Origin of the sequence: Breoghania sp. L-A4, from assembly GCF_003432385.1 — a bacterium.
Classification (GTDB): Bacteria; Pseudomonadota; Alphaproteobacteria; order Rhizobiales; family Stappiaceae; genus Breoghania.
In genome coordinates this window covers 943,195-955,656 of sequence record NZ_CP031841.1, presented here as the reverse complement: position 1 = coordinate 955,656, position 12,462 = coordinate 943,195, and the positions used below count along the sequence as shown (strand labels likewise).

The 12,462-nt window shown below is 63.5% G+C and carries 13 protein-coding genes; 9 read left to right on the top strand and 4 right to left on the bottom strand.

The genetic code is table 11. From position 1 onward, the window contains the following. Positions 1-103: 103 nt before the first annotated feature. Positions 104-922, top strand: coding sequence for a hypothetical protein (locus D1F64_RS04465; RefSeq protein ID WP_117411432.1), 819 nt, complete (start codon positions 104-106; stop codon positions 920-922). Between the two features lie 41 nt (positions 923-963). Further along, positions 964-1,815: a hypothetical protein gene (locus D1F64_RS04460; protein ID WP_117411431.1), complete on the top strand. Its 852-nt coding sequence runs from the start codon at positions 964-966 to the stop codon at positions 1,813-1,815. A gap of 146 nt (positions 1,816-1,961) precedes the next feature. Here D1F64_RS04460 and D1F64_RS04455 read toward each other — a convergent pair whose 3' ends face one another. Next, on the bottom strand, positions 1,962-3,548 hold the full coding sequence (locus D1F64_RS04455) for a pilus assembly protein TadG-related protein (RefSeq protein WP_248304745.1): 1,587 nt from the start codon (positions 3,546-3,548) through the stop codon (positions 1,962-1,964). 719 nt (positions 3,549-4,267) lie between these two features. On the opposite strand from D1F64_RS04455, the gene groES reads away from it, so the two are divergent. The 3 genes from groES to D1F64_RS04440 all read left to right on the top strand — a co-directional run bounded on the left by groES (position 4,268) and on the right by D1F64_RS04440 (position 6,597). Then, positions 4,268-4,555: a co-chaperone GroES gene (gene groES / locus D1F64_RS04450; protein WP_117411429.1), complete on the top strand. Its 288-nt coding sequence runs from the start codon at positions 4,268-4,270 to the stop codon at positions 4,553-4,555. Between the two features lie 57 nt (positions 4,556-4,612). Beyond that, positions 4,613-6,250 carry a chaperonin GroEL gene (groL, locus tag D1F64_RS04445; protein WP_117411428.1) on the top strand — a complete coding sequence of 546 codons (1,638 nt, stop codon included), beginning with the start codon at positions 4,613-4,615 and terminating at the stop codon, positions 6,248-6,250. Between the two features lie 134 nt (positions 6,251-6,384). After that, complete coding sequence (locus D1F64_RS04440) at positions 6,385-6,597, top strand: SlyX family protein (RefSeq protein WP_117411427.1); 213 nt, start codon at positions 6,385-6,387, stop codon at positions 6,595-6,597. Between the two features lie 135 nt (positions 6,598-6,732). On the opposite strand, the gene D1F64_RS04435 is transcribed toward D1F64_RS04440, so the two are convergent. Next, on the bottom strand, positions 6,733-7,725 hold the full coding sequence (locus tag D1F64_RS04435; protein WP_117414431.1) for a sugar-binding protein: 993 nt from the start codon (positions 7,723-7,725) through the stop codon (positions 6,733-6,735). Between the two features lie 363 nt (positions 7,726-8,088). Here D1F64_RS04435 and D1F64_RS04430 point away from each other — a divergent pair, with 363 nt between their 5' ends. Both D1F64_RS04430 and D1F64_RS04425 read left to right on the top strand, forming a co-directional pair. Beyond that, on the top strand, positions 8,089-8,829 hold the full coding sequence (locus tag D1F64_RS04430; RefSeq protein ID WP_117411426.1) for an ATP-binding cassette domain-containing protein: 741 nt from the start codon (positions 8,089-8,091) through the stop codon (positions 8,827-8,829). A gap of 21 nt (positions 8,830-8,850) precedes the next feature. Then, a complete protein-coding gene (locus tag D1F64_RS04425) occupies positions 8,851-9,849 on the top strand; it encodes an ABC transporter permease (RefSeq protein ID WP_117411425.1) in 999 nt (332 codons plus the stop codon). A 6-nt stretch (positions 9,850-9,855) separates the two neighbouring features. Here D1F64_RS04425 and D1F64_RS04420 read toward each other — a convergent pair whose 3' ends face one another. Continuing rightward, positions 9,856-10,236, bottom strand: a complete 381-nt coding sequence (locus D1F64_RS04420) for an acyl-CoA thioesterase (RefSeq protein WP_248304622.1) — start codon at positions 10,234-10,236, stop codon at positions 9,856-9,858. 156 nt (positions 10,237-10,392) lie between these two features. On the opposite strand from D1F64_RS04420, the gene D1F64_RS04415 reads away from it, so the two are divergent. Both D1F64_RS04415 and D1F64_RS04410 read left to right on the top strand, forming a co-directional pair. After that, positions 10,393-10,725: a TfoX/Sxy family protein gene (locus D1F64_RS04415; protein ID WP_117411423.1), complete on the top strand. Its 333-nt coding sequence runs from the start codon at positions 10,393-10,395 to the stop codon at positions 10,723-10,725. A gap of 103 nt (positions 10,726-10,828) precedes the next feature. After that, on the top strand, positions 10,829-11,692 hold the full coding sequence (locus D1F64_RS04410) for a mechanosensitive ion channel domain-containing protein (RefSeq protein WP_117411422.1): 864 nt from the start codon (positions 10,829-10,831) through the stop codon (positions 11,690-11,692). An 18-nt stretch (positions 11,693-11,710) separates the two neighbouring features. On the opposite strand, the gene D1F64_RS04405 is transcribed toward D1F64_RS04410, so the two are convergent. Further along, the gene (locus D1F64_RS04405; RefSeq protein ID WP_117411421.1) at positions 11,711-12,400 is read right to left on the bottom strand and encodes a Crp/Fnr family transcriptional regulator; all 690 of its coding nucleotides are present in this window, start codon (positions 12,398-12,400) and stop codon (positions 11,711-11,713) included. Between the last annotated feature and the right edge of the window lie 62 nt (positions 12,401-12,462).

Below are 12,462 nucleotides of genomic sequence, written 5' to 3'. Positions count from 1 at the left end.
CAGCGAACACGGGATGCAATCCCGAGCACCGTGCGATGAGGCTGCGGTTCGTACCCAACTCGACAGAATTCTCGAAAGTCAGGCCTTTGCCGGATCGCCCCAGTTGCGTGCTTTTCTCGGCTATGTCGTCGACCAGCGGCTGAAGGGCAACGAAAGCCGGATCAAGGGGTACACGATTGCCGTGGAAGCGCTTGGGCGCGCCAGCTCGTTCGATCCCGCCGCCGACCCGATCATCCGCGTGGAGGCGGCGCGGCTGCGCCGGCTGATCAGCGACTATTACGCCGGTCCGGGCGCCAATGACCCCGTGCTCATCGATGTGCCGAAAGGCGGGTATGTTCCGGTATTCCAATATCGCGAGGCGGCCTCCGCGCCGGCCGACGCCCCTGCGCCGCAGAACAGCGGGCGCAAGCGCGTGGCGCTGGCCGCATTGGCCGCAAGCGCGCTGCTCGCGGCAAGCCTGGCGGTGTTTCTGCTCCTGCCGCAGTTCAATCAGCCCGGCGGTGAGCCGCCGGGTCCGGACGAAGTGCTCACCCGGTCTGACGGCGGGACCGGCGGCAACGCGACGGTCACTGCGGGCGGCGTATCCGACGCCGCGGCGCCTGCCGATTCGCAGACCGCCGGCGCGCCCGGCGCACCGGCGCATCCACCGCTCTTCAAGGGAGATCTGCCACGCATCTATGTGGCCGATATCGCGGTCGATGGCGCCCTGCCGCAGCCGGCCGTCTTCTCTCCCGCCAAGGTGCACGACAATCTCGCGGCCGCCTTGCGGCTGTTTTCCGAGGTGGAACTGAGCGAGACGGCGAACGAGGCCGATTATCGCGTCGAGGGCCGCGCCAGCTTCACCGGCGACAACGTCTTTCTCAGCTTCATCCTGGTCTACGCCCCGAGCACGAAATCGTCTGGTCGGCTCTGTTCGATCTGACATACGACCGCAATGCCGCGGATCTGGCGGAAGACCGGATCGTGCGCAACATCGCCAGCGCCATTGCCCGGCCGTATGGCGTGATCTTCAACCACGCGGCCAGCCATCGCGACGATCCATCCCAGGTCTCGGAAGGATTTCGCTGCGTGTTGCTGACCTTCCATTCCCAGCGCCGTTTCGCGCCCGACATCAACGCCCGCGGGCGCGACTGCCTGACCTCGCTGGCGGGCAACCAGGCCGATTTCGCCCCGGCGCGCGCCTTGCTTCCGATGCTGTATGTCGACAATGCGCGCTTCGGCGCGAAAAGCGACCAGGAACGCGAGGCGTCGCTGGCGCAAGCCTTCGTGCTGGCCAAACACGCGGTCTCCGCGGCGCCCGACAGCGCGCGCGCCTATCAGGCGCTGCAATCGGTGCTGCTGTTTCTAGGGCGCAGCGACGAGGCGCTGGAGGCCGGCCGGCACGCGCGCGAGCTCAATCCTTACGACACCGACATCATGGCCACCCACGCCAGCACGCTGATCATGCTGGGCGACGCCGACCCGGGGCTCACCTTGATGCAACAGGCGCGCCGCATGAGCCCGGGGCACCCCGCCTGGTACAACACGATGATCGTTTTCGCGGCCTGTGGCAAAGGCGACATGGAGCTCGCCCGCAGGGAAGTAGCCCTGATCGAGCACGACGACACGCTGTCGGGACTTCTGGCGCGGATCCTCGTCGCGCACGGCGAAGGCGACACGGCGCGGCGGCGGGCGCTTGCGAAGAAGCTCGTCAGCCAGCACCCGGAGTTCGGCACCGATCCCAAGGCCATGCTGCACCGGATCTTCCCGGCGTCGTCCTTGAACAGGCAGTTGCTCGCCGCCCTCAACGCTTCGGGCGCCACGTCCGAAGAGTAACACCACCCACGTCCTCCCAAACGACGACACGCCCACGAATCAATCATGCCGCGCCGGTATCGGCGCGGCATGTCCAATTTGTCGATCAACCTGTTGCGCTGTCAGGGATACGGTCTTCAAACCACAGCTCTCTGACGGATCTCAATCTAGCGCGCCAAACGCAGCTTGCTGATTTCCTTGGCGATGTTCTGGAACGCCACCAGCAGTTCGGCATCCGAGTCCGACTGATAGGCCATCTCCGGCGTGGTCGCGCAATCACGCAGCATGTTGCGCGTGACCGTGTCGCTGATCTGGAAGGCGATCGTGTAGACCTCGATCTCGCCGTCCGCCTTGGCGTTGGCGCAGGCCTCTCCGGTCCGCGTGTCCATCACATCCGTCACATCGCCATTGTTGTTGTAGTCGATGCCCGTCCGGTTCTCCGGCACGTAGCCATAGGCATTGTACTTGGAGATGTTCGGGTTCCTGTCGTTCCACTCGTAGGTGTTCGCGCCATCGGTCATGACGATCATGATGCGCCGGTGGCCGGGATTGGCGGGATCGTTCATCGCGCGGCCCTCGGTAAACGGCGCCTGCGGCGAAATCGCCCGCCATCCCCACATCACACCCTGATGGATGTTGGTGTAGCCATCGGCGACCATGGCGTCGATCGCGGCGTCGACCGTATCCTTGCTGGTGGTCAACGGCGTGACCTGCTGCGTCTTGCAGCCATAGTTGGGACCCCGGCTCACGCCATTGTCCCAGGAGCTGAAGGAGGCGCCATCGTATTTGCACATCCGCTGCTGCTTCGCGGTATGGGCGTCCGCACCCAGGCCCGATACGCTGGTGGTGCAGGTGCCGCCATCGTCGTCGATCCAGCTGTTGGAATAGCTGTAGGAGCGGTAGTTGTCGTAGCGAATGTAACCGCCCTCGTCCGGCTCGTCGGGCGCGAACTCGGGCACGAACAGCGTCTCGGGAACCGCATCGCTAGCTTCCGTGTCCCGCACATCATAGGGATACGGACGCGCCTCGACACATCCCTGCCAGCTGACGCCGGAGATCTGGTTGAAGAGATCCAGGCGCGGCGTGTTGGTGGCCATGTTGTTGCCGTTGACCGGCGACAGGCCGTTCACGTCGATCCAGGCGGCGTCCGCCTTGTCGGCGCCGACGTTGACGAAGGCGGTGAACGGAACCAGACCGATCTTCACGCGATCTGGGACCGGGCTTGTGGCGTTCACGGCCAGCAATGTCGCCGTCAGGTCTTTCGCCGCCTCTTTCAAGGTGGTGATTTTCGTGCCGCCCATGGAACCCGAATTGTCGAGGACCATGACGACATCGAAGCTGGCGTCACCGACGATTGTCTCGGATTGCACGACAAAGTTGAGAGCGTCGATGCCGACCAGCGGGGTGAAGGCGGTGCCGACGCTGACTTCGGCAGTCACGTTGACCGCCCCATCCGCGTTGCGACTGGCGGAGAAGTCGGCAATCGTGCCGCTGCGGACATTGAAGTTCGCTTCGAACTCCGCGCGGGCCGCGGCCGTCATCGCGTCGTTCGTGATCGACGCGTACGCCTGGGTGTTGATGGCGAGCGCGGCGGAATCCACCGCTATCTGCGCACGCTGTTTGGCCGAGACGACTTGCGACATGTCAATGCCCGCACCGACGGCGAAAACCACCGGAACGATCGTAAGTCCGAAAAGAATCGCGATATTGCCGCGATCGTCTTTGCGGAATTTTGCCAAAATCGGGGCGAACATCTGATTGAACATCGTAGGAAGCTCCATGTGGCCGGAAACACCAGCTCAACTTCCCCAATCAATACCAGCATTTTTTGTTAACGCACCCCGATCCCGGCACTCTCCTTTCCAAGTTGTTTATGCGAATTCTTTAGTTTATTAAAATTTTCATCAATATTTCCGACAAATACTTCGTACAAGTCCGTACCTCAGGCGGAAATCAACGAACTTGGGCCGCAAAGCCAAGCAATCAAACGAAGTCAAACGAATTGGAAAGCCCCCGGTTTCGGCCATCACAGCGCGCGATGCGATGCGGTTTGCGAAATTCCGCTTCGCAATTCCAAAACGGTGCCTGCGGGTCCTCTTTTGTAGCAAGGTCCTGTTAACCACGGACGCAAGTGAACGTGCACCGCCTATTCCCAGGACGCCAATACGAATTGCATTTCGCGATGCGCCGGTCCGCCGCATTGTCGCTTTATGCGAGCGGCCCCGACACGCACCGCGGCACCAACGCGCACATCCTCGCCTTCCGGCATCGCGCCCCAGCTCCACACCACGCGCGCTTTTCGCCATCCACCGCATTGACAAAAGCGCGGGCCGAAACTACATCGGGGCAGCAGTTAGCACTCACCTTCAATGAGTGCTAACAATGCACCAGGGACATCCCTGCACCCGTATTCCGGCATCACCAATGGCAGCGCCGCCCAAGAGGGGCGCTCCAGGAGAGGAAAGAGCCAGATATGACATTCCGTCCGCTACACGACCGTGTCGTCATCCGCCGCGTTGATTCCGAAGAGAAGACCGCCGGCGGCATCATCATTCCCGACACCGCCAAGGAAAAGCCGCAGGAAGGCGAAGTCGTTTCCGTGGGCCCGGGCGCACGTGACGACGCCGGCAAGCTCGTCGCCCTCGACGTCAAGGCCGGCGACCGCGTCCTGTTCGGCAAATGGTCGGGCACCGAGGTCAAGATCGACGGTGAAGACCTGCTCATCATGAAAGAATCCGACATCATGGGCGTGATCGCTTAACAGCGGGCGCCCCTTTCGGATCCTTTTCGTACCAACAGTTTTTAGAGAGAAGTCAACATGGCTGCTAAAGAAGTCAAGTTCTCGACAGATGCCCGCGACCGCATGTTGCGCGGCGTGGACATCCTGGCCAACGCCGTCAAGGTGACGCTCGGCCCCAAGGGCCGCAACGTCGTCATCGACAAGGCTTTCGGCGCTCCCCGCATCACCAAGGACGGCGTCACCGTCGCCAAGGAAATCGAGCTTGAAGACAAGTTCGAGAACATGGGCGCACAGATGCTGCGCGAAGTCGCTTCGAAGACGAACGACATCGCTGGCGACGGCACCACCACCGCCACCGTTCTGGCCCAGTCGATCGTGCGTGAAGGCGTCAAGGCCGTCGCCGCCGGCATGAACCCGATGGACCTGAAGCGCGGCGTCGACATGGCCGTTACCGAAGTCGTCAAGGACCTGACGGCACGCTCCAAGAAGATCTCCACCTCGGCCGAAGTCGCCCAGGTCGGCACGATCTCCGCGAACGGCGCCAAGGAAATCGGCGACATGATCGCCGAGGCCATGCAGAAGGTCGGCAACGAGGGTGTCATCACCGTCGAGGAAGCCAAGACCGCCGAGACCGAGCTTGAAGTCGTCGAAGGCATGCAGTTCGATCGCGGCTATCTGTCGCCGTACTTCGTGACCAACGCCGACAAGATGCTCGCCGATCTGGAAAAGCCCTACATTCTCCTGCACGAGAAGAAGCTTTCCAACCTGCAGGCGATGCTGCCGATTCTGGAATCGGTCGTTCAGTCCTCGCGTCCGCTGCTGATCATCGCCGAAGACGTCGAAGGCGAGGCCCTGGCCACGCTCGTCGTCAACAAGCTGCGTGGCGGCCTGAAGATCGCCGCCGTCAAGGCGCCGGGCTTCGGCGATCGCCGCAAGGCCATGCTGGAAGACATCGCCATCCTGACGGGCGGCACGGTGATTTCCGAGGATCTCGGCATCAAGCTCGAGAACGTCACCATCGACATGCTCGGCACCGCCGAGAAGGTTTCCATCACCAAGGAAACCACCACGATCGTTGACGGCGCCGGCGAGAAGGCCGACATCCAGGGCCGCGTCGGCCAGATCAAGGCGCAGATCGAGGAAACCACCTCCGACTACGACCGCGAGAAGCTCCAGGAGCGCCTCGCCAAGCTCGCCGGCGGCGTTGCCGTCCTGCGCGTCGGCGGTGCGACCGAAGTCGAAGTGAAGGAAAAGAAGGACCGCGTCGACGATGCGCTGAACGCGACCCGCGCGGCCGTGGAAGAAGGCATCGTGACGGGTGGCGGCACGGCGCTGCTGCGCGCCAAGGGTGCGGTCTCCAAGCTCACCTCCGACAATCCCGACATCATGGCCGGCATCAAGATCGTGCTGCGCGCGCTTGAAGCCCCGATCCGCCAGATCGCCGACAATTCCGGCGTTGAAGGCTCGATCGTCGTCGGCAAGCTGATGGAGAGCGACGACAGCCTCGGCTTCGACGCTCAGAACGAGACCTACGTGAACATGATCGAGGCCGGCATCATCGATCCGACCAAGGTCGTGCGCACGGCGATCCAGGACGCGGCATCCATTGCCGGCCTGCTGATCACCACCGAAGCCATGGTTGCAGAGCTCCCCAAGAAGGAAGCTCCGGGCGGCGGCGGCATGCCGGGCGGCGGCATGGGCGGCATGGACTTCTAGGAAGTCCTGTCCATCGCGAAATCGAAAGGGCGGTCCTCGGGCCGCCCTTTTTGTTTTCCGCTCGCGTTCCCATTGCGGTACGCGTTTGATAAGTCACATCGAGAAACACGAGCCAGCGAACGGCGGGACCCGGCATGAGCGACGACACGCGCGAGCGCCTCGAAAAACTGGAAACCGAGGTCGCCCACCAGGCGCACACGATTGACGAACTGAACGGCGTCGTCACCGAACAGGCGCGCCAGATCGAACGGCTGAACCGGCGCATGACCGCGCTCGTGGAGCACGTCGAGGAATTGAACGATCTCGGTGATGGCAACGTGCCCGTGACAAAACCGCCGCACTACTGAGCGGCTGACGGATCCGGCGCGCACGCCAAAAGGGGCGGCCCTAGAGCCACCCCTTCGCGGCAGGCGCGCAGGGCCGCATGATCAACGCCCCAAGCGCTTCGGATTTGTGCCGACGCCGGTTTCAGCTCCGGCGCTTTATTTCGCGACGCATTCGGCGACGTTTTCGATCGTGCACTCGTCGAGCCCGGTGTAGAGCGGGTCCTCAACCTGGTTGCCGGAAATCAGGTCGATCATCACGCTGGGCGCGCGATAGCCCATCTCGAAGGGCCGCTGGCCGATCTGCACGTGACTGCGCCCGTCCTTGAGCGCCTGCATCTGCGGCGGCAGCGTGTCGCCGGCGACGATGATCAGGTCGCGCGCCTCGAGCTTGTCCATCACCTGATCGGTAACCTGGGCATAGGCCTGCGGCGCGAATTGCGCCCAGCCGCCCACCAGGATGAAGGCATCGAGATCCGGGTTGGCCGTGAATGTGTCGGCCATCTGCTGATTGGCCAGATCGATCTGGTCGTTGGTGAACACGGGGCACCCCGAGATCTCCGTCCAGCCGTTCTGACCGTCGAGCCGGTCCACATCCTTGGTGCCGGCGATGGTGTCGCGGAACCCCGCCGCGCGGGCGTTGATGTTGTCGGCGGCGACATTGCCGAGCTGCAGGCAGACCGTGCCGCCGGCCGGTTTCAGCTTGGCCGCATACTCGGCCATCTTGACGCCCATCAGGTAGTTGTCGGTGCCCAGATAGGTGGCCCGCAGGGACCGGTCGGCTTCGACAAAGTCGGCGTCGATGGTCATCACGGGGATGTCGGGAGCCCGCTGGCGGATCAGATTGCCCATGGCCGGCGCGTTGGATGGCGATATGGCAATGGCCGAAACGCCGCGGGTCAGCAGGTCGTCGACGATCTGCACTTCCCCCGCCTCATCGGCGCTGGAGGCCGGCCCCGTATAGAGGCAGGTGTACTCGCTGTCGGGATTTTCGGCCTGCCACTTCTGGCAGCCGAGATTGATCTGCTCGAAGAATGGATTGTCCAGACCCTTGACGACGATCGCCAGGATCTTCTTGTCCTGCGCCGCGGCGGCGCCTGCTGTCAACGCCAGCAGGCACACTGCAGCGAACAGTGCGAATGCCCGTTTCATGTCTTCCTCCCTGGTGCGGACGGTGGTGGTCATCAATCCCGCAACCGTCTTTTGGTATTCGGCTCTTGATGGCCACGGCCTTGCCTGGCCGTTTGTCCGGGAGCGCCGGGCCGGATCCATCCGTCGCACAGCCGCACCCGGGCATCATTCATCCAGCCCCGCCAAAGCTCCAACCGGACGCCTTCCGCAGGGTCATGCATGAAAGATGTCAATTCTTTCTCGATATCGCTAGTATTAATAATAATACTATTATGAAGTTGCCGCGTCAACGACGCTGGCTTTGGAAAAGCGTGCTGCAAAAGCTTTTCAAATCAAATGCATGAATGCGGAAATGCTTATTTAAAATCGGGGAAAGAGGGCGACATGGCGCTTCTGGAGCTTATCGGGATTTCAAAGCATTTCGGCGCCATCCGGGCGCTCGAGAATGTCTCCATGGCGCTGGCGGGCGGCGAGGTCGTCGGCCTTGTCGGAGACAATGGCGCGGGCAAGTCGACGCTGGTGAAGATCATCGCCGGCAATTTCCGCCCGTCTTCCGGCGAGATCCGCATCGACAACACCCCCACCCATTTCCACGACCCCAAGGACGCGCGCGAACACGGCGTTGAGATCGTCTATCAGGATCTGGCGCTGTGCGACAATCTCACCGCGGCGGCCAACATCTTTCTGGGCCGCGAAGCGAAGCGGCGCTTCGGGCCCGTGTCCATCCTCGACTACGGCGCGATGAACCGGCACGCCGCCGCGCTGTTCGCCGAGCTGAAATCGGAAACCCGGCCGCGCGATCTGGTCAAGCGCATGTCGGGCGGCCAGCGCCAGGCGGTAGCGATCGCCCGGACCCGGCTGTCGAACCCGAACATCGTGCTGATGGACGAGCCGACCGCGGCGATCAGCGTGCGCCAGGTGGCCGAAGTCCTCAACCTGATCCGCCGGCTCAAGGATCAGAAAATCGGCGTGGTGCTGATCAGTCACCGGCTGCCCGATGTGTTCGAGGTTTGCGACAGGCTGGTGGTGCTGCGGCGCGGCCTCAAGGTCGCGGACAAGCGCATTTCCGACAGCTCGCCCGAGGAAGTCACGGGACTGATCACCGGAGCCATCGAGCGGGCTTGAGGCCCGAGAGGGAGGATCAACATGGCGACGCAGCTCGAGGACGCAATCCGGCAACGATCGCATGCCAACTGGCTGAGCTGGCTGGCCGGCCGGCAGACGGTCTGGGTGACGCTGGCGGCCGTGCTGTGCTGTTTGGCGCTGGCGGTGGCAACGGACACGTTCGCGACGGAACGCAACCTGTTCAACGTGACGCGCAACTTCGCCTTCGTCGCCATCATCGCCATCGGCATGACCGCCGTCATCATCACCGGCGGCATCGATCTGTCGGTCGGCTCCACCGTCGTGGTCTCCGCCATCATCACCGGCGTGGTCATGGCGGCCGGCCACCCGATCTGGATCGCCTTCGCCCTGGCGATCAGCGCCTCGCTCTGCATCGGACTGGTCAACGGCCTGCTGATCGCCGTGGTCGGCATGCCGCCGTTCGTCGTCACGCTCGGCATGCTGTCGGTGGCGCGCAGCCTCGCCATGGTGCTGTCCAACAACAAGATGATCTATCAGTTCGGCCCCGACCAGCCGCTGCTGCTGTACCTTGGCGGCGGCTCGACCTACGGCGTTCCCAACCCGGTCATCGTGCTCCTCGCGCTGACGCTGTTCACAGGATTCGCCTTCCGGTGGACGCAATGGGGCCGGCACGTCTTCGCGATCGGCGGCAACGAGCGCGCCGCGGTGCTCACCGGCATTCCGGTGAAACGGATCAAGATCTCGGTCTACATGTTTTCCGCGCTTACCGCGGGAATCACGGGCGCGCTGGAAGTCGGATGGCTCGGCGGCGTGACCACCAATCTCGGTCAGGGCATGGAGCTGACGGTGATCGCCGCGGCCGTGATCGGCGGCGCGAATCTCGCCGGCGGTTCGGGCACGGCATTCGGCGCGGTCGTCGGCGCGGCGCTGATCGAGGTGATCCGCAACAGCCTCATCCTGCTCGGCATCTCCACCTTCTGGCAAGGATCCTTCGTCGGCAGCTTCATCATTCTGGCCGTCGCCTTCGACCGGCTCAGGCGCCGCGACAACGGGAGCTGAGCGGCGCTATTCGTCTGGCACAGGACGCGGACGGCCGCTGCCGTCGACCGCCACATAGGAAAAGCTCGCCTGGATGACCTTCTCGCGGTGGGTGGATTGGGCCCGCAGCGCCCAGGCTTCCACATGCACGCGCGCCGAGGTGCGGCCGACGGTCTCGAGTTCTGTGTAGACGCAAAGGACGTCGCCGACCTTGACCGGCCGGATGAAGTGCATGGCGTCCACCGCCACGGTCACGACGCGGCCCTTGGCGCGCTGGGCGGCGCAAAGCCCGCCCGCGATATCCATTTGCGACATCACCCAGCCACCGAAAATGTCGCCTTCGGGATTGGTGTCCGCCGGCATCGCAAGCGTTCTTGTCGTCAAATCTCCGCGCGGCTCGTCGCTCATGTCCCCATACACTCCGTTTCTTTGTTCTTCGCGCCTGCTTATAATCATTCGCGATTGAAGGTGTATCGGGCGCGCTCGCTGCCCGCAACCCGTCCGCTCCGCTCAGACGCCCGTGCGTCGGCACCGGTGTCTCGCAAGGATTGCCAAGGACTTGACATGGCTGCTCCTTCACCGCAATTTCGCGACCATCTGTTTGACCTCCTGGCGCCGCTGGGCGCGCTCGACACGCGCCGCATGTTCAGCGGCTACAGCCTGCGATGCCGGGGAACGCATTTCGCCATGATCATGCGCGAGCGGCTGTATCTGGTGGCCGACGAGACCCTGCGGCAACGGCTGATCGATGAAGGCGGGGAGATCTTCTCCTATGAAAAGCAGGGCAAACGGGTGAACGTGCCCCGCCTGGTGCATGTGCCCGACGACATGCTGGACGATGGCGACACCTTGCTTGAATACGCACAAGCGGCGCTCGACGTCGCATTGCGCGGCTAGCATGCCTCCGGGCAGGGCCCTGGATTTCATCGCCCGCGCGGTTGATATGGCGGGCGTATCCGCTACGGTCCGCTCATAAGATCAACGATCCGAAGAGCGCCCCATGGAATCCCAATTGCTGCAAACCAAGGACCTCGTCGCCGCCCAGGTGGTCGCGGTGGCCGAAATGCTGACCACCCACGGCCTCAGCGTGATTTACGCCATCATCATGCTGGTCGTCGGCTGGACGGCCGCCGGGATGATCGGCCGCGCCGTCCGCTCGGCGCTCCGGCGCACAGCGCGCGTGGACGAGACCATCACCGTCTTCGCCGCGTCCACCGCCCACTATTTCGTGCTGGCGGTGGTAATCATCTCCGTGCTGCAGCTCTTCGGTTTCCAAACCACCAGCCTGATCGCCGTCTTGGGCGCCGCGTCGCTCGCCATCGGCCTGGCGATGCAAGGCACCCTGTCGAATGTGGCAGCGGGCGTGATGCTGCTGATCTTCCGCCCTTTCCGTGTCGGCGACTATGTCGAGGTGGCCGGGGAAGCGGGAACGGTCAAGTCCCTGTCGCTGTTTCTCACCGAACTGGCGACCCCGGACAACGTGCAGATCATCGTGCCAAACAGCGAGGCCTGGGGCGCATCCGTGCGCAACTATTCGGCTCATCCGACACGGCGCGTGGATATCACCATCGGCATCAGCTACGAGGACGACATGGATGCCGCCATCGCCACGTTCCGCCAGACGATCGGCGCCGACGCGCGCATCCACGCCATGCCGGAGCCCTTTGTCGCGATCACCAATCTGGGCGACAGCGCGGTCGACGTGACGCTGCGGGTGTGGTGCGCGGCCCCCGACTACTGGGCGCTGAAATTCGATCTCATCAAGCGGCTCAAGGAAGCCCTCGATACGGCCGGAATCTCGATCCCCTACCCGCATATGCAACTGGTGCAGCAAAACGCCGAGAAGCCGGATTCGACGGCCTGACCGGAAAAGGCCGCCGCCTCACACGGCGGAGGCCCGCTCCAGCTTGCCGCGGTCCTCGATGCAGTAGTAGCCGGAAATGCGGCTGATCGTACCCGCGCGCTTCCAGTCGTTCAGCACGCGGCTGACGTTCTCGCGCGCGGCCCCCGCCATGTTGGCGATGTCACCCTGCGAGAGCTTGTAGTTGATCAGCAGCCGGCCGCCGTCCAGCGGCTTGCCGAAAATCTCGGCAAGCTGCAACAGCGTCTGCGCGACACGACCGGGCAATGGCAGGAAGGAGCGCGCCGCGAGCACGTCGTTGGCCTGGCGCAACCGCCCGCCGACGATCTTCAGCATGTGCCTGTAGACCGCCGGATTGGCATCGGCGAAACGCTCGAACGCGCTGCGGTCGACGAAGGAAAGCTTTGACGTCTTCAAGGCGCTCACGGTGGCCGACCGCGGGCGGCCGTCCAGCAATGCCAATTCACCCACGATATGCCCCGGGCCCAGAACGGCCAGCAGTTGCTCGTCGCCTTCCACCGACAGCATCGACACCTTCAGCGAGCCTTCAAGCACCAGGTAACAGCCGTTGCCGGGATCGCCGGTCTCGAACAGCGTGGTGCCGGCCTTGATCGGCATTGTATGCGCCAGGGCGAACAGTTTTTGCGCCAGGCCCGGGTCCAGTCCCTGCAGCGAGAAACTCTTCTCCAGGAATTCCGCGACTTCGTCCATGCGGCGGGTGTCTCCAGCGCTCGTGGCTGCCGGAAAAACTCCGGCGCCCGCAACTGTGCCGC